At 70.4% G+C, this 16,014-nt stretch carries 15 protein-coding genes; 8 read left to right on the top strand and 7 right to left on the bottom strand.

Features of this window, described 5'->3' with window-relative positions; translation table 11 throughout:
• Nucleotides 1-13: 13 nt before the first annotated feature.
• A complete protein-coding gene (locus CGZ93_RS18775; RefSeq protein ID WP_176451643.1) occupies nucleotides 14-184 on the top strand; it encodes a hypothetical protein in 171 nt (56 codons plus the stop codon).
• Between the two features lie 58 nt (nucleotides 185-242).
• Here CGZ93_RS18775 and pcrA read toward each other — a convergent pair whose 3' ends face one another.
• Complete coding sequence (gene pcrA, locus CGZ93_RS05630) at nucleotides 243-2,765, bottom strand: DNA helicase PcrA (RefSeq protein ID WP_094363194.1); 2,523 nt, start codon at nucleotides 2,763-2,765, stop codon at nucleotides 243-245.
• A 73-nt stretch (nucleotides 2,766-2,838) separates the two neighbouring features.
• Between pcrA and CGZ93_RS05625 the strand changes: the two genes are divergently transcribed.
• Both CGZ93_RS05625 and CGZ93_RS05620 read left to right on the top strand, forming a co-directional pair.
• A complete protein-coding gene (locus CGZ93_RS05625) occupies nucleotides 2,839-4,071 on the top strand; it encodes a phospholipase D-like domain-containing protein (RefSeq protein WP_094363164.1) in 1,233 nt (410 codons plus the stop codon).
• Between the two features lie 109 nt (nucleotides 4,072-4,180).
• Nucleotides 4,181-4,459: a GlsB/YeaQ/YmgE family stress response membrane protein gene (locus CGZ93_RS05620; protein ID WP_094363163.1), complete on the top strand. Its 279-nt coding sequence runs from the start codon at nucleotides 4,181-4,183 to the stop codon at nucleotides 4,457-4,459.
• Between the two features lie 71 nt (nucleotides 4,460-4,530).
• On the opposite strand, the gene CGZ93_RS05615 is transcribed toward CGZ93_RS05620, so the two are convergent.
• Both CGZ93_RS05615 and CGZ93_RS05610 read right to left on the bottom strand, forming a co-directional pair.
• The gene (locus CGZ93_RS05615) at nucleotides 4,531-5,133 is read right to left on the bottom strand and encodes a LuxR C-terminal-related transcriptional regulator (RefSeq protein ID WP_229117227.1); all 603 of its coding nucleotides are present in this window, start codon (nucleotides 5,131-5,133) and stop codon (nucleotides 4,531-4,533) included.
• A 119-nt stretch (nucleotides 5,134-5,252) separates the two neighbouring features.
• Nucleotides 5,253-6,599 carry an ATP-binding protein gene (locus CGZ93_RS05610; RefSeq protein WP_094363161.1) on the bottom strand — a complete coding sequence of 449 codons (1,347 nt, stop codon included), beginning with the start codon at nucleotides 6,597-6,599 and terminating at the stop codon, nucleotides 5,253-5,255.
• Between the two features lie 141 nt (nucleotides 6,600-6,740).
• Between CGZ93_RS05610 and CGZ93_RS05605 the strand changes: the two genes are divergently transcribed.
• From CGZ93_RS05605 to CGZ93_RS05595, 3 genes are read left to right on the top strand one after another with little or no spacing between them, the layout of a single operon-like run.
• On the top strand, nucleotides 6,741-7,997 hold the full coding sequence (locus CGZ93_RS05605; protein WP_176451642.1) for a PspC domain-containing protein: 1,257 nt from the start codon (nucleotides 6,741-6,743) through the stop codon (nucleotides 7,995-7,997).
• Nucleotides 7,994-8,194 carry a hypothetical protein gene (locus CGZ93_RS05600; protein WP_094363159.1) on the top strand — a complete coding sequence of 67 codons (201 nt, stop codon included), beginning with the start codon at nucleotides 7,994-7,996 and terminating at the stop codon, nucleotides 8,192-8,194. Before CGZ93_RS05605 ends, CGZ93_RS05600 begins: the two co-directional genes overlap by 4 nt.
• Before the next feature lie 39 nt (nucleotides 8,195-8,233).
• Nucleotides 8,234-8,566, top strand: a complete 333-nt coding sequence (locus CGZ93_RS05595; RefSeq protein ID WP_094363158.1) for a PspC domain-containing protein — start codon at nucleotides 8,234-8,236, stop codon at nucleotides 8,564-8,566.
• 161 nt (nucleotides 8,567-8,727) lie between these two features.
• Here the strand turns inward: CGZ93_RS05595 and guaA are convergent, their stop codons facing one another.
• From guaA to CGZ93_RS05580, 3 genes are read right to left on the bottom strand one after another with little or no spacing between them, the layout of a single operon-like run.
• A complete protein-coding gene (gene guaA / locus CGZ93_RS05590) occupies nucleotides 8,728-10,290 on the bottom strand; it encodes a glutamine-hydrolyzing GMP synthase (RefSeq protein ID WP_094363157.1) in 1,563 nt (520 codons plus the stop codon).
• A 5-nt stretch (nucleotides 10,291-10,295) separates the two neighbouring features.
• The gene (locus CGZ93_RS05585; protein WP_094363156.1) at nucleotides 10,296-10,703 is read right to left on the bottom strand and encodes an HIT family protein; all 408 of its coding nucleotides are present in this window, start codon (nucleotides 10,701-10,703) and stop codon (nucleotides 10,296-10,298) included.
• A 60-nt stretch (nucleotides 10,704-10,763) separates the two neighbouring features.
• On the bottom strand, nucleotides 10,764-11,213 hold the full coding sequence (locus tag CGZ93_RS05580) for a PNPOx family protein (protein ID WP_094363155.1): 450 nt from the start codon (nucleotides 11,211-11,213) through the stop codon (nucleotides 10,764-10,766).
• A 128-nt stretch (nucleotides 11,214-11,341) separates the two neighbouring features.
• Between CGZ93_RS05580 and CGZ93_RS05575 the strand changes: the two genes are divergently transcribed.
• Nucleotides 11,342-12,016, top strand: a complete 675-nt coding sequence (locus CGZ93_RS05575; protein WP_094363154.1) for a TetR/AcrR family transcriptional regulator — start codon at nucleotides 11,342-11,344, stop codon at nucleotides 12,014-12,016.
• Nucleotides 12,017-12,062: 46 nt separating this feature from the next.
• Entirely contained in the window at nucleotides 12,063-13,715 is a 1,653-nt protein-coding gene (locus CGZ93_RS05570; protein WP_094363153.1) for an FAD-binding dehydrogenase, read from the top strand.
• A gap of 127 nt (nucleotides 13,716-13,842) precedes the next feature.
• Here the strand turns inward: CGZ93_RS05570 and CGZ93_RS05565 are convergent, their stop codons facing one another.
• On the bottom strand, nucleotides 13,843-15,987 hold the full coding sequence (locus CGZ93_RS05565; protein WP_094363152.1) for a hypothetical protein: 2,145 nt from the start codon (nucleotides 15,985-15,987) through the stop codon (nucleotides 13,843-13,845).
• Nucleotides 15,988-16,014 lie beyond the last annotated feature (27 nt).

The raw sequence follows: 16,014 nt of genomic DNA, 5'->3' as shown, positions 1-16,014 counted from the left end.
CGCGGTGCGGTCCGTGGCGAGCGGCGTCGCCCTCGGTCAGCTGATCGGCCAGGTCGGCCTCACCGGGCGCACCTTCAGCCCGCACCTGCACCTCGAGCACTACCCCGCCGGGGCCAGCACCACCAACCCCCACGTCACCGACGACCCCTACCGCTGGCTGCTCACCCTGGGAGTGCGCCTTTGATGCGCCGGGCTCGCGCAGCGCGCCAGATCGGGGGCGCGCCGCCAGCCGCTCGCCCGGCCTAGAGCTTCTCGAGCGGGGCGAAGCGCGGGGCCAGCCGCTTGAGCCCGGCGGAACCGAAGTCGACGTCGATCCGCGTCGCGTCACCGGTGCCGTGCACCGCGACCACGGTGCCCAGGCCGAAGACGTCGTGCACCACCTTTTCCCCGGCGGTGAAGCTGCCCACCTCCTTGGGGCGCCGGGTGCTGTCGACGCGCTGGGCGAAGGTGCCCGCACCGGCGCCGCTCCGTTCCCGCCGCCGACCCCGCCACTGCGAGGTGGCCGAGGTGTTGTTCCAGCTGGTCACCGCCGACGGCAGCCGACGCCAGTCGAGCAGGTGCTGCGGGATCTCGTTCAGGAAGCGGCTGCCCGGGTTCTGCTGCGGCGCCCCCCACACGGTCCGGGTCATCGCCCGGGACAGATAGAGCCTCTTGCGCGCGCGGGTGATCCCGACGTAGGCCAGCCGCCGCTCCTCCTCCAGTTCCCTGCTGTCCCCCAACGCGCGTTGGTGCGGAAACACCCCGTCCTCGCAGCCGGTCAGGAAGACCGTGTCGAACTCCAACCCCTTCGCGGTGTGCAGGGTCATCAGCGTGACCGTGCCGGCGCTCTCCCCCTCCGGTGAGTCGGGGATCTGGTCGGAGTCGGCGACCAGCGCGATCCGCTCCAGGAACGCCGGCAGCGTCGGGTCCGGCTCCGGCGCGCCCAGCAGCTCGTCGGCGCGATCCCCGGCGGCCGGCGCCAGGTCGACCGTGGCGGCACTGCGCACGAACTCCTCGGCGACCGACAACAGCTCGGCCAGGTTCTCCAACCGGGTCTCGGCCTGCGGGTCCTCCGAGGCCTGAAGCTCGGCCAGATAGCCGGAGCGGTCCAGGATCGAGGCGAGCACCTCGTTGGCCGGCGCCCCGTCGGCGACCAGCTGTTCGTGCTCCTCCATCAACTCCACGAACCCGGCGATCTGGTTCGCCGACCGCGTCGCCAACGGCGTCTCCTCATAGCGCCGCAACGCGTCCGCGAAGGGGATCCGCTCCCGCTGCGCCAGCGCCTCGATGGTCGCCTCGGCCCGGTCCCCGATCCCCCGCTTCGGCACGTTCAGGATCCGGCGTACCGACACGTCGTCGGCACGGTTCGCGATCGCCCGCAGATAGGAGATTGCATCGCGGATCTCCTTGCGCTCATAGAAACGTACGCCGCCGACGACGCGGTAGGGCAGGCCGACCCGGATGAACACCTCCTCCAGTGCCCGGGACTGGTTGTTGGTGCGATAGAACACCGCCGTGTCGCCATAGCGCGAGGCGCCCTCGTCGGCCAGCTTGTCGATCTCGGAGGCGATGAAGGTGGCCTCGTCGTGCTCGGTGTCGGCGACGTAGCCGACCACCCGGTCGCCGTCGCCCGCCTCGGACCACAGGTTCTTGGCCGGCCGGTTCGGGTTGTGTGCGATCACCGCGTTGGCGGCCGTCAGCACGGTCTGGGTGGAGCGGTAGTTCTGCTCCAGCAGGATCGTCCGCGCGCCGGGGAAATCGGCCTCGAAGTCGAGGATGTTGCGGATCGTCGCCCCGCGGAACGCATAGATCGACTGGTCCGAGTCACCGACCACCATCAGCTCACCGGGCTCGATCGGGAGCAATTCGGGGGAAGACCCGCGCACCCCCGCACTCACTCCGCTCGCAGCCTCCCCAACCGGGGCGGGTACGCCCTCACTCTGCCCGCACAGCTCCCGGATCAGCACATACTGCGCGTGATTGGTGTCCTGGTATTCGTCGACCAGCACATGCCGGAACCGTCGCCGATACTGCTCGCGCACCTCCGGGAACGCCTGCAGCAGGTGCACGGTGAGCATGATCAGGTCGTCGAAGTCGACGGCGTTGGCCGCGCGCAGCCGCCGCTGATATTCGGCGTACGCCTCCGCGAAGGACTGGTCGTCGGTGGTGTTCACCCGCGGGCCGGTGGACTCGTGGTCGACCAGGTCGTTCTTGCAGTCGGAGATCCAGTTCATCACCGTGCGCACCGGGAACCGCTTCGGATCCAGCTCCAGGTCGGAACACACCAGCTGAACCAGCCGCTTGGAGTCGGTGTCGTCATAGATCGAGAACTGCCGCGCATAGCCGAACCGGGCGATCTCGGCCCGCAGGATGCGCACACAGGCCGAGTGGAAGGTGGACACCCACATCAGCCTGGCCCGGTTGCCGACGATCTCGGCGACCCGATGCCGCATCTCGGCGGCCGCCTTGTTGGTGAACGTGATCGCCAGGATCGAGCCCGGGTGCACGTCGCGGACCGAGACCAGGTGGGCGATCCGCCGGGTCAGCACCCGTGTCTTGCCCGACCCCGCGCCGGCGACCACCAGCACCGGCGCCCCGTGGTGCAGCACCGCCTCCCGCTGCGGGTCGTTCAACCCCTCCAACAGCTCCGCCTCGCGTTCGGCCTTCGACGGTCGACGCCGCTTTCCTGGCGCGGCGACACGCCCCTCCCCCTCGGGGACGGCCGACGCAGGCGTACCCGCGGCGGGCAGGTCGGGAAACAGGGAATCGATTTCGGCAGCATCCATCTCACCGGCAGGATACGCGGCCCGGGCGACACCCACCCGCAGCCGCCTTGCCGCGCCCCCCTACATTGGGGGCATGTGGTGGCGCCGGTTGAGCACAGCGGTACGCCGCGCCATCCTCGCCGTCTTCGGCGTACAACTCGGCACGATGCTGGTCCTGCTGCTGATCGACACCCACCGCAAGCGGGACCGCAAGCCGGTCCGCTTCCCCAAGTTGGCGCCGGTCCCGGTGACCGTCGGCGACTCCAGGCTGACCGTCTACACCTACGGTCAGGACCTCTACGACGACATGCTCGCCGCCATCGACCAGGCGCAGCACACGATCTATCTGGAGACGTTCATCTTCAAGGGTGATCGCGTCGGGCGTCAGTTCAAGCGGGCCCTGCTGCGAGCGGCCACCCGCGGGGTGGAGGTCCACCTGGTCGTGGACGAGTTCGCCAACCTGGTCGTCCCGCGTCGCTTCTTCCGGTTCGGACCGCACGTGCAGGTGCTGCAGCACCCGCTGGTCACCGCCAGCTGGGACTTCTGGCACCCGCGCAACTCCGGGCGCAACCACCGCAAGTTGATGGTGGTCGACTCCAAGGTCGGTTTCATCGGCGGCTACAACATCGGCGCCCTGTACGCCACAGACTGGCGCGACACGCACTGCCGGGTGACTGGTGAGGCCGTGGGCGAGCTGGACAACGCGTTCGTCGACTACTGGAACCTGGTCAAGGGACGCAGCCGCCCGGCCCTGGAATCCAGCGCCCCCCGCTCCTGGTACAGCCCGGTGAAGGTGCACCGCAACGTGCCCCGGCAGATGATCTATCCGATCCGCTACATGTACCTGGAGGCGATCGATCGAGCCAGCGAACGGATCTGGCTCACCCACGCCTACCTGATCCCCGACGAGGACATGATCCGCGCTCTGGTCAGCGCGGTCGAGCGCGGCGTCGACGTGCGGATCATCGTCCCCGAGCGCTCCAACCACATCGTCGCCGACTGGATCAGCCGCGGCTACTACCGCCGCCTGCTGGCCGGTGGCGTACGCCTGTTCCTCTATCAGGGCGCGATGGTGCACGCCAAGACCGCGCTGGTCGATGACGCCTGGGCCACCATCGGCACGGCCAACCTCGACAACCTGTCGCTGATCGGCAACTACGAGGTCAACCTCGAGATCACCGACGCCGACGTGAACGGAAAGCTGGCCGAGGTGTTCGCGCTCGACCTGACCAACTGCCGCGAGCTCACCCTCGACGAGTGGGTCACCCGCCCGATGATGGTGAAGTTCTCCGAGGCCGTGCTGAGGCCGCTGAGCCCCTTCTTCTGATCCGCCCGGGCAGTGCTCGACCTGTCGATAAGTGAACACTCATCCATTTCTGGGCCTATTCACAGGGGTCACACGGATATCCCACGGCACACATGGGTACCGTTCGAGCATGGGAATTCTCGGATACATCATCGTCGGCCTGCTGGCCGGAGCCATTGCAAAGGCCATCATGCCCGGCAAACAGGGCGGCGGCATCCTCATGACCATGGTCCTCGGCATCATCGGGGCACTTGTCGGCGGACTCCTCACCAACCTCATCATGAACGGAACCCTCTCGTTCGCGATCAACAGCGGATTCTGGGTGTCACTGTTGATCTCTGTCGTCGGGGCATTGATCGTGCTGTTCATCTACACGCGAGTTGCTGGACGCGGCCGATCCGCCGCCTGACCTGACCCGAACGAGAAGGGCCTGCTCCCCCGAGGGAGCAGGCCCTTCTCGCGTCCGAACCGGGAATCCGATCAGACGAGTCTGCGGTCGGTCGCCCAGCGGGTGAGCTGATGCCGGTTGGACAGCTGCAGCTTGCGCAGCACCGAGGAGACGTGGGTCTCCACGGTCTTGATCGAGATGAACAGCTCGCGGGCGATCTCCTTGTACGCGTACCCGCGCGCGATCAGCCGCAGCACCTCCCGCTCGCGCTGGGAGAGCCGGTCCAGGTCCTCGTCCACAGCGGCGATGTCGATCGAGCCGGAGAACGCGTCCAGCACGAAGCCGGCCAGCCGCGGCGAGAACACCGCATCCCCGTCGGCCACCCGTCGGATCGCGTCGATCAGCTCCTCGGCGCTGATCGACTTCGTGACATAGCCGCGGGCCCCGGCCCGGATCACCCCGATCACGTCCTCGGCAGCGTCGGAGACCGACAGCGCCAGGAACTTCAGCTCCGGATCGGTCGCGTGCACCTGCTTGATCACCTCGGCCCCGCCGCCCCCGGGCAGGTGCACGTCGAGCAGCACCACGTCCGGTTGGGTACGCCGAATCGCCGCGACCGCGGTGGCGACGTCCTCCCCCTCGCCGACGACCTCGACGTGCTGGCCGATCTCGTGCTTCACCCCGGCCCGGAACATCCCGTGATCGTCGACCACCACCACCCGCAGCGGGCCCTGGTGCGGTTTCTCGGTGCCGCTCGGGGTGGGTGAGGCCGCGGTGCCTCCCTGGCCGAGTCCGTCCGGTTGCGCCTGCTCGCTCATCTGCTCATCTCCAGTTTCACTTCCGTACCGTCCTCGGCGGATGACCTGATCCGGGCCGTCCCGCCGTGCCGCTGCATGCGGGCGATGATGCTGCCCTTCACACCCATCCGATCATCCCCGATCTCGTCCATGTCGAAGCCACGCCCCCGGTCCCGGACGAAGATCTCCACCCGCTCGTCGTCGACCTCGGCGTACACGTCGATCTTGGGGGCGCCGGAGTGCTTGGCCGCGTTCAGCATGGCCTCACGGGCCGCCCGCAGCATCGCCTCGAGCGGTTCGTCCAGCTCGGCATCGCCGACACAGACCAGTTCGACGGGGACCTCGCGCTCGTCCTCGACCTCGGCGGCCGCGGCGGTCAGCCCGGACTTGATCGTCTGTTCCCGGATCGTGTCGCCATAGAGCCAGGTGCGCAGCTCGCGCTCCTGCTTGCGGGCCAGGGTGGCGACGGTCTTGGGGTCGTCGGACCGCTTCTGGATCAGCGCCAGGGTCTGCAGCACCGAGTCGTGCAGGTGCGCGGCCATGTCGGCGCGGGCGTCGGCGCGTACCTTCTCCTCGCGGGCGGTCTGCAGGGCCAGCCGCGACCGGTACGCCCAGGGCGCCAGCACCAGCCCGATGCCGGCGAGCGCCAGGCCCGCCATCGCCAGGATCCGCGGGATCTCGGACAGTCCGGCCTGGGAGGCGATCACCATGCCGACCGCGGCCCCGACCATCGCCATCCCGAAGATGATCCGGGCCACCGACAGCAACCGGCCGCGGGCCACCAGCGGGGCCAGCCAGACCCGTCCCTCGGTCTCCCGGCGCCAGTCGCCGCGGCTCGGGTTGTCGGCGGTACGCCAGACCAGCGCCAGGCCGGCGCCGGCGAACGCGATCGGCCAGAACACCTTCTGGGACACGCCCAGCCCGCTGCCCTGGACCAGCCACAGCATGCCGATCCCGAACAACCCGAGGGCGATCACCGCGCCGATGTCGCCCCCGCGGCCGCGACCCCTGTGCTGGTCGGGGCGCATGTTGCTGCGGCTGGCCGACTCCAGCCCGGGGGCGGTCTGCTCGGCCTGGGCGGGGGGCAGGGTGATCCAGAGCACGGCATAGACCACCGCGCCGATGAACTGCAACAGGGCCAGCGCGACGAACCCGACCCGCAGCACCATCACCGGCCAGCCGAGGTGGGCGGCCAGTCCCGAGCACACGCCGCCAAGCCAGGCGCCGTCGGTGACCCGGGTGGCGCGGGGGCGGGTCGCCGCCTCGGTGGTGTCGAGTCCGTCGCCGCCGCCCGGTTCGGGCCGCACCGCGGGCGCCGGCGGCCCGGGGCGGCCCGGGACGGTGTCGGGCGATTCGGTCGTCATGATGACTCAAGCCTCACACGCGCCCGGGCCGGTGCCAACCGGGAACCCCCCGAGGCGACCCCTGACTTCGGGGACAGGATGGGCCCCTTCTCGGGGACATCCCCGATGGTCGCGCTCCCGGCGAGCGGCAACGATGGAGGCATGGAACTGAGCACGCTGCGCCGCGGCACGACAGAGGCCAAGGTGGCCGGTGTCTGTGTCGCCCTGGCCGACCGTTGGCGGGTCGACCCGCTGCTGGTCAGGCTGCTGGCGGTGCTGCTCGCCCTGTCCGGGGGGGTCGGCCTGGTGCTCTATGCGGCCGCGTGGTTGGCGGTTCCGCGGCAGGGTGGCGACAGTGCTCCGATCGACGGTTTCCTGCCGGAGGTACGCCGCTTGCCCCGCCCGGTGTGGGTGGTCGGGCTGATCGTCGCCTCGTTGCTCTCCTCCGCGCTGCTCGCCGGCATCCTGCCGTTCGGGATCGGACCGGCGATCGTGGTCGGCGGCATGTGCTATCTGGGGCTGCAGCACTCCGGTCGGTTGCCGCGCGGCGACCAGCCCTCTGCCGCCGAGGCGGCCCCGGCCCGACCGATCCCGCCCGCGCCGTTCACCGAGAGCACCCGGTTCACCGACGCGGCCGCCGCCTGGCAGCGCCGCGTGCAGGAGCATCACGCGCGCGCCGCGGAGCCGTCGGTGCCGGCGGGGCAGTCGGCGGTCGGTGACCCCGGCTATTCGCTGGAGGCCTTCCTGGCCCATCCGGACCCGGTCGGCCTCTATGACCCGCCCGCCCCGGAACCCGCAGCGGCCACCGTGGTGCCGAGCGGTCGGCCCAGCCCGGCCGCGCGCCGTCGTGGACGGTTGCGGACCGCGGCCCTGGTGCTGCTGCCGGTGGCCGCGGTGGGAGTGAGCGACATCTGGTTGTCGGTGCCCGGACACGCCTATCCGGCGGCTGCCCTGCTCGGGGTGGGTGCAGCGCTGCTGGTCGGCACCTGGCGCCCCCGTCCCCGCGGCCTGGTGGCCCTGGGGCTGCTCCTCGCCCTGGTGACGCTGGGCGGCGCCACCCACGAGCGGGTGGGCGGCCCAACCGAGCAGACGATCGCCTATCAGAGCGCGGCCGAACTGCCGGCCGGTGGTACCCGGACCGATGTCGGTGCCCTGGTGCTCGACCTGTCCCGGTTGCAGCTGAGCGGCGACACTCGCCACGAGGTGAGCATGGACGCCGGGAGGCTGCTGATCCTGCCGCCGCCCGGGACCACGGTGCGGCTCGAGTGGTCGGTCGACGTCGGCTCGGCCCACCTGCCAGACGGCGCCCAGGAAGGTTTCGACCTGGCCGGGGTGACGGTGCAGCAGGGCCCACCGGACGCTCCCACCCTGACCCTGGTGACCCACGTCGACGTCGGAGAATTGGAGGTGCGGCCATGAGCCGTCCAGAGGCAGCCAGGCGTACCCCCGATCTCGTCGCCTTCGTGGCGGGAGCGTTGTGCACCGCGGTCGCCGGACTGGTGCTGTGGAGCGCCTATGGCGGCCGACTCGACGTGAGCGTACTCCGGGTCGCCATTCCCGTCCTGCTGGTGCTGCTCGGCGCCGGCGTACTGGTGATCCGCGGCCGCGGACACTGACCCGAGACCTCACCAAACCCCACCCAGAAAGGGAACAAGATGAACACCACCGGTAAGCGACTCACCCGCAGCTCGTCCGACAAGATGCTGGGAGGCGTCTGCGGCGGGCTGGCCCAGTATTTCGGCGTGGACGCCACCATCGTCCGTCTGGTCACCGCGGCGGTGATCCTGTTCACCGGAGTCGGCCCGATCGCCTATCTGCTCGGCTGGATCCTGATGCCGACCGACGGCGGCAAGGCACTCGCCGAGGACTGGGGCAAGAAGGCCGGCGACTGGTATTCGGAGCAGCAGGCCAAGAAGAACGGCGCCGGCCAGCCCTACGGCACCCAGAACCAGAGCCAGGGCCTGCACAACCGCGACGACCTGCGCTGACCCATCCTCCTCTCCCCCTCCCCCTCCCAGTGCCTACCGCTCACGCTTATCGGTCAATTGTCCCGCGTCCCCAAGTGGGTGCGCGGGACAATTGACCGATAAGCGTGAGCGAGGAGGGGGCGGGAAGGGGCCGGGGGCCGCTCAGCAGCGGGGCGAGCGGGTCACTCCCACTCGATGGTGCCCGGCGGCTTGGAGGTGACGTCGAGGACGACCCGGTTGATCTCACGCACCTCGTTGGTGATCCGGGTGGAGATCCGCTCCAGCAGCTCATAGGGCAGCCGGCTCCAGTCGGCGGTCATCGCGTCCTCCGAGCTGACCGGGCGGAGCACCACCGGGTGACCGTAGGTGCGCCCGTCGCCCTGCACCCCGACCGAGCGGACGTCGGCGAGCAGCACCACCGGGAACTGCCACACGTCACGGTCCAGCCCGGCGCGGGTGAGCTCCTCGCGGGCGATCGCATCGGCCTCGCGGAGCAGGTCGAGCCGCTCCCGGGTGACCTCGCCGATGATGCGGATGGCCAACCCCGGCCCGGGGAACGGCTGCCGCCAGACCATCGCCTCCGGCAACCCGAGCTCGGCGCCGACCGCGCGCACCTCGTCCTTGAACAGGGTGCGCAGCGGTTCGATCAGCTGGAACTTCAGGTCGTCGGGCAGCCCGCCGACGTTGTGGTGCGACTTGATGTTGGCCGCACCCTCACCACCGCCGGATTCGACCACGTCGGGATAGAGGGTCCCCTGGACCAGGAAGTCGATCCCGGCGTCCTGGTCGACCTCGCGGGCGGTGGCCTCGAAGGTGCGGATGAACTCGCGGCCGATGATCTTGCGCTTGGTCTCCGGGTCGGACACGCCGCTCAGGTGGCCGAGGAACTGGTCGGCGACCTCCTTCACGATCAGGCGTACGCCGGTCGCGGCGACGTAGTCGTTCTCGACCTGCTCGGCCTCCCCCTTGCGCAGCAGGCCGTGGTCGACGAAGACGCAGGTGAGCTGGTCGCCGATCGCCTTGTGCACCAGGGCGGCGGCGACCGCCGAGTCGACGCCGCCGGAGAGTGCGCACAGCACGTGCCGGTCACCGACCTGCTGGCGGATCTCGGCGACGGTGTCGGCGACGATATTGGCCGGGGTCCAGTCGGGGGTGCAACCGGCGATGTCGAACAGGAAGGATTCCAGCACCAGCTGGCCGCACTGGCTGTGCCCGACCTCGGGGTGCCACTGCACCCCGGCGAGCCGGCGGTCGACGTCCTCGAAGGCGGCGACGGGCGCCCCGGCGGTCGAGGCGAGCGTGCGGAATCCCTGCGGTGCAACGGAAACCGAGTCACCGTGACTCATCCAGATGTTCAGCTCGGCCGGAGCGTCGGCCAGCAGACGGCCGGGTTCGGCGACGGTGGCCGGGGTACGCCCGAACTCGCGTCGTCCGGTGTGGGCGACCTCCCCACCGAGCGCCGCGGCCATGGCCTGGAAGCCGTAGCAGATGCCGAAGGCCGGGACCCCGGCGGTGAACAGGTCGGGGTCGACCTGGGGTGCGCCGGGGGCGTACACCGAGCTGGGTCCGCCGGAGAGGATCACCGCCTTGGGCTTGCGGGCCATGATTTCCGCGACCGACGCCGTGGACGGCATCACCTCGGAATAGACCCGCGCCTCACGGACGCGACGGGCGATCAACTGGGCGTACTGCGCCCCGAAATCAACCACGACCACCAGGTCGTGGTTCTGCTCAGCAACGGACATGGCGGTCAGTCTAGTGACTCGATCGCCTCTCGAATCCGCGCTGCGGCGGCGTCCAGCTCCTCATCGCTGAACTCCTTGGCGGCCTGCGGACTGAGCTGGAATCCGGACATGTCGTCGGCGCCGAACACGTGCAGGTGCAGGTGCGGCACCTCGAACCCGGCGATCAGCGTGGCGACCCGTGCGGTGCCGGCCACCGGCTGGACCGCCCGGCCCACCTGCAGCGCCACCCGGTTGAGGTGCTGCCACAGCTCGGGGTCGCAGTCGATCCAGTGATCCACCTCGGCCACCGGGACGACCAGGGTGTGCCCGAGCGACATCGGTGCGACGGACAGGAACGCCACCACCTGGTCATCGCGGTAGACGAAGCGGCCAGGCAGTTCGCCGTTGATGATGCGGGTGAAGATCGTCGCCATGCCTTGAGCCTAACCGGGCTCAGTCGAGGGCATCGAGGGCGGGTTGGGCGATCAGCATCGTCAGACAGCCGGCGATTGCGTGAGCCGCAGCGGTGCGCGGCGACCCGGTGCGGGCGAGCGCGGCGGCGGTGCCGAGCACCACGCCGGAACCAGCTCGAAGACGGGGTGGGCCGCCGGGTCGGAGTCCGCGGTGAACCAGCGCTTGACCTGCCACGACCAGCGCGCGAGGTAGGCCCGGTGCACCGGACCGCGTTCGGCGACCGGCAGCTCGCGCGCGGTCCAGGTCTGCCCGCGCAGCTCACCCTGACCGGCCGCCCGCAGGTTGCGCACCCACTGGGTCTCCCCGCGCGGGGCGACCAGATAGGTGCGGCCAAGGTGGGTCAGCGGGTTGACCACCACCCCGCGCAGCTCACCGCTGCGCCGCCCGCGCACCTCGAACCAGGCCGCTCCACCCATCGGGAAACCGTGCCGGACCAGGAAAGCCAGCAGGTCGTTGATCAGCTTCTCCACCACATTCGCCTCTCTTCCAAAGATTCGAGAGCACCGCTCTCTGTTTCCACGATCGCACCCGGTCCAGGAAAGAGCAAGAGCACTGCTCACGATTGCGTCGCCTGCTCCCGGTCCGGCAGAGTGGCTCCATGGCGACACCACGCGAGCTCGCCCGCGAGCAGATGAACGAGCGGATCCTCCAGCTGGGCAGGAAACAGCTCGCCGACGTCGGCGCGGCCGGCCTGTCCGTGCGGGCACTGACCCGCGAGCTGGGCGTCTCCTCCTCCGCGGTCTATCGCTATGTGGCCAGTCGTGACGAGCTGCTGACCCGGTTGATCGTGGACAGCTACGACGCCGTGGGCGCGGCGGTGGAGGAGGCGGTCCGCACCGCTCGTGGCAAACCGCTGGCCCGGTGGCGTCGGGCGTGCGCCGCGATGCGCGACTGGGCACACACCCACCCGCAGCAGTGGGCCCTGCTCTACGGCTCGCCGGTCCCGGGCTATCAGGCACCGGAGGAGACCCTGGCGCCAGCCGGCCGGGTGGCCGTGGCGCTGGTGTCGGTGGTGAGCGATTGCGACGCCCGACCCCAGGCCCCGCGGGCCGCACCGGCCAGGCGGCTGATGGCGAATCTGGCGCGGGTCGCCCCCGACTTCGGCGCCGCCGACGGCCCGGCCATGCTGGCCCTGGTCTCGGCGTTCACCCGCCTGGTGGGCACACTCAGCCTCGAGCTGTCGGGACACCTGGTCGGCACCGCCGAACCCCATTCCGCCTACTGGGACTGGCTCGTCGACGAGCTCGCCCCCGAGCTTGGACTGGTCGACTGACCCAGATTCGCTTCCGCCGCGGCCCGACTCGTGGCAGGCTGCCGCCATGGACGCCGACGTCATCGTCATCGGAGCCGGACTCTCCGGCCTGGTCGCCGCCAGCACCGCCGCCCGGCGCGGGCTGCGGGTGCTCGTGCTGGACGCCGAAGGGGAGCAATCCCTCGGCGGGCAGGCGTTCTGGTCCTTCGGCGGGCTGTTCCTGGTCAACTCCCCCGAACAGCGACGACTCGGGGTCAAGGACTCGGTCGAGCTGGCCCTGGCCGACTGGCTCGGCTCGGCCGGGTTCGACCGACCCTGCGACGAGTGGCCGCGGCGCTGGGCGGAGGCGTACGTGCACTTCGCCGCCGGCGAGAAGCGAGCCTGGCTGCGCCAGCTCGGGGTGGGACTGCTGCCCCTGGTGCAGTGGGCCGAGCGCGGCGGCCAGCCGGTCGGTGGGCACGGCAACTCGGTGCCGCGATTCCACATCACCTGGGGCACCGGCCCCGGGCTGGTCGCCCCGTTCGCCGCCGACGTGCAGGACTCGCCGCGGATCGAACTGCGGTACCGCCACTACGTGGATTCGCTGTCCAGCAACGAATCCGGGGTGCGGGTCGGCGGTCACGTGCTCGCCCCCGACGCCGCCGAGCGGGGGCGGCGGACCAACCGGGACCGGGTGGCCGGCTTCCAGCTGACCGCTCAGGCGGTGGTGGTGGCGAGCGGCGGCATCGGCGGCAATTTCGACCTGGTACGCCAGAACTGGCCGACCGCCTGGGGGGCGGCGCCGGAGCACCTGATCGCCGGCGTACCCGACCATGTGGACGGCCGGATGCTGCAGACCACCGCGGCCGCCGGTGGCGAGCTGATCAACTCCGACCGGATGTGGCACTACCCCGAGGGGATCCAGAACCACTCGCCGCTGTGGTCCCAGCACGGCATCCGGATCCTGCCCGGGCCGAGCTCGCTGTGGCTGGACGCCGACGGCGTACGCCTGCCCGCCCCCAACTATCCCGGTTTCGACTCCCTCGGCACGCTGCGCGCGATCACCAGCCGCGGACACGACTGGTCCTGGTTCGTGTGCGACCTGGAGACCGTCGCCAAGGAGTTCGCGCTGTCCGGGTCGGAGCAGAACCACGACATGACCGACAAGGACGTGAAGGAGCTGCTCACCCGGGTCCGGCCGGGGCCGACCGAGGAGGTGCAGGCGTTCCTCGACCGCGGGGCCGATTTCCTCACCGCCGGCACGCTGACCGAGCTGGCCGAGAAGATGAACCGGCTCACCGGCACCGACCAGATCGATCCCGGCGGGCTGCACCGGCTGGTGCTGGCCCGCGACGACCAGGTGCGCAGCGGGCTGGGCAAGGACCCGCAGGTGGTCGCCACCCGGGCCGCGCGCAGCTATCTGGTCGATCGGCTGATGCGGATCGTCCCGCCGCACCCGCTGTGCGACCGGAACGGTCGCGCCAACCGCTCCCCACTGGTCGCGGTGCGGCTGCACGTGCTGACCCGCAAAACCCTCGGCGGCCTGGCCACCAACCTGTCCGGGCAGGTGCTGCGGGCCGACGGCACGCCGCTGCCCGGGGTGTACGCCGTCGGCGAGGCGGCCGGCTTCGGGGGCGGCGGGATGCACGGCTATCGGGCCCTGGAGGGCACCTTCCTCGGCGGCTGCCTGTTCACCGGACGCCAGGTCGGCGAGGCGCTGGGCGACGCGCTGCGCGGCTGAATGCCCTCGGTGGAGCGGGGCGTGCGACCTGCAGTCTCCGTGAGCGACCATGATCAAACCCAGTGGGACTGGGTTTCGCAGACACCTGTTCCGACACACTGCAGGTCAGACGTCACGGGCATTGCCGCTAGTTGAGCCGCGCGACCCGTGTGCCACGGAACAGGTCGAGCTCCAGTTGGGCGCCGTCGATGTCGATCCGCCACTGCCCGGTGCCGGATTCGGCGCGCACGAACGGGTTCGCGGCCCGCGGCCCGCTGTGCTGGTCCACCATCCGGCCGTCCACGGTGAACAGCCCGCTGGAGCCGAACGCCAACCGCCCTTCGGCCGGGGAGTGGTACGTCACGTCGAACCCCTGCGCGACCCCGTTGGCCACCCCGCGCGGAACGGCCTCGACCCGGGCCCGCTCCAGCGCCCGCACGAACGCGTCGAAGGATCCGTACTGCTCGCGCGAACCGACCTCGGTGATCCACACGTTGTCCGCCCCGCCGTCGGCCACCAGGTCGTAGGGGCGGTTCAGCCCGGCCGGGTTGGGCGCGACCGGCGCCCACCGCGTGGGGCGCTGTGACCACAGCCCGACGTAACCGTCGCCGGAGCGCGCGACGGTCCAGCCACCGACCTGGCGTACCTCGTCGAAGTGCTGGGTGGGCAGGAAGGCGTGGGTCATCGGCAGATAGTTCGCCTCGGCCTGATCGGCTTCCCGGCCGGCCGGGAAGCGGGGCGCATAGATGCTGATCAGCGCCCGCCCCGACTGGGCCGTGCGAGGCATCGTCAGCCCGCCGTTCCAGTAGAGGTCGTCATCGACCCAGCGACCACCGTTGGCGCGGGCGCGATCCGGGTTGCCCGGGTGGGTGGTGAACACCACCGCGTCCGGCGACAGCGTCGCCTGCCAGGCGTGATACTGCCGCCCGACACAGCCGGGGCGATAGTCCTGCACCGAGGACAGCATCGCCCGCGGGCCGCGCCAGGTGACGGTGTTCACCTCGCTGAGCAGCCCGGCGTTCACCTGACAGCCGAGGGCGTACGCCACGTGCTGGGCCCCCTCGGTGTCGGCGGTGCCCTGTTGCCGGAACAACGGGCGCAACTGCTCGAACAGCTGGGTCCGCCACAGCTCCTGCTCCCGGATCAGCCGCAGCGAGATCGGCACCACCTGCCAGGCGGTCATCGCCCCGCGATCCCACCAGAAGGCGACATCCTCGGGTTTGGCGAAGCTGGTGCCCGGCGGTGCGACCGGGTCTGCGCTGACCGGCAGCGTCGGGTCGATCGGCACTCCCATCCGCTGGCGATCGGTGAACTCGGTCGGCGTGTGCGCCAGCCGCTGAATCGCCACCGGCAGCCGGTAACGGGTACCGGTGGCGAGCATCAGGGTGCCGAAGTCGACGTGCTCGGAATAGCCGGCGGGGTTGCTGTCGAACAGGAAGTGCACCAGGTCGCGGGTGTTCTGGTCGGCGGCGCGGGACTTGTCCTTCATGTAGGAGCGCCCGTGGGTGGCGCCGAAGTTGCCGCGCAGCTGGTGGGTGGCGAGGTCGGCGAAGAACACGTCCAGCATCGCCGTCGCCCGGTCGGCCACCTCGGGCTCGGCGAACTCGGTGAGCAGCAGCAGCGCCTGGATGTCCTCGGGGTAGTAGACGTCGGAGTGCCACTCGCTGAACCCCCAGCGCGCCTTCTCGTCCAACCAACCGAGCACCCGCTGCCGGCCTCGCTCGGCGTGCGCGCGGCCCGGCTGCCCGGTAATGGTGAACCGCTCGTCCGGCAGCGCGCCACCGGCCAGGTATTCCAGCGTGTGCACGATGATCCGGTGGTTCTCCGACCAGAACCACTTGTGGTCGATCATCCCCCCGGGGCGCGGATCGTCATACCAGTAACGGAATCCGAGCAGTCGCTGGCGCAGCGCGAAGGACAGCTTCGGGTCGAGTCGTTCGGACTGGGTACGCCACAGCAGGAACAACCGCATCAGGTCGAAGTCGCTGGTGTCGACGTGGGTGTCGATCCGCTGCAACTGCACGCGCAGGTCGGCGGCGGTGAATTCGCGGGCGTCGATCCGGAAATCCGGCTCGGCGGCGGAGCGGCTCAGGTTGGCGATCAGGCTCTCCGGGTTGCCACGGGTCAACGTGCGGGTGGCGTGCTGCAGGTACGCCCGTTGCCGGGCGTGCCAGGTGGCCTGGTCGACCAACCCGTGATCCGGCGGAACGGGCGGCTGGCTCGGGGTGCACGCCACCACCAGCAGAACCATCGCGAGCAGCACGAACAGCAGGCGGGAGGGGCGGGCGGACACGCACCCAGTCAAGCAAACCGGCGAAGC

This window comes from Enemella dayhoffiae (assembly GCF_002250625.1).
GTDB classification, from domain to species: Bacteria; Actinomycetota; Actinomycetes; order Propionibacteriales; family Propionibacteriaceae; genus Enemella; species Enemella dayhoffiae.
This window is presented reverse-complemented; position numbering and strand designations above follow the sequence as displayed.

Bases quoted from the DNA above. Each gene is read 5' to 3' on its own strand.
- guaA (WP_094363157.1), bottom strand. From the start codon at position 10,290: ATGTCCGTTGCTGAGCAGAACCACGACCTGGTGGTCGTGGTTGATTTC.
- pcrA (WP_094363194.1), bottom strand. From the start codon at position 2,765: ATGGATGCTGCCGAAATCGATTCCCTGTTTCCCGACCTGCCCGCCGCG.
- CGZ93_RS05615 (WP_229117227.1), bottom strand. From the start codon at position 5,133: ATGTTCCGGGCCGGGGTGAAGCACGAGATCGGCCAGCACGTCGAGGTC.
- CGZ93_RS05625 (WP_094363164.1), top strand. From the start codon at position 2,839: ATGTGGTGGCGCCGGTTGAGCACAGCGGTACGCCGCGCCATCCTCGCC.
- CGZ93_RS05595 (WP_094363158.1), top strand. From the start codon at position 8,234: ATGAACACCACCGGTAAGCGACTCACCCGCAGCTCGTCCGACAAGATG.
- CGZ93_RS05605 (WP_176451642.1), top strand. From the start codon at position 6,741: ATGGAACTGAGCACGCTGCGCCGCGGCACGACAGAGGCCAAGGTGGCC.
- CGZ93_RS05570 (WP_094363153.1), top strand. From the start codon at position 12,063: ATGGACGCCGACGTCATCGTCATCGGAGCCGGACTCTCCGGCCTGGTC.
- CGZ93_RS05575 (WP_094363154.1), top strand. From the start codon at position 11,342: ATGGCGACACCACGCGAGCTCGCCCGCGAGCAGATGAACGAGCGGATC.
- CGZ93_RS05620 (WP_094363163.1), top strand. From the start codon at position 4,181: ATGGGAATTCTCGGATACATCATCGTCGGCCTGCTGGCCGGAGCCATT.
- CGZ93_RS05600 (WP_094363159.1), top strand. From the start codon at position 7,994: ATGAGCCGTCCAGAGGCAGCCAGGCGTACCCCCGATCTCGTCGCCTTC.
- CGZ93_RS05610 (WP_094363161.1), bottom strand. From the start codon at position 6,599: ATGACGACCGAATCGCCCGACACCGTCCCGGGCCGCCCCGGGCCGCCG.
- CGZ93_RS05585 (WP_094363156.1), bottom strand. From the start codon at position 10,703: ATGGCGACGATCTTCACCCGCATCATCAACGGCGAACTGCCTGGCCGC.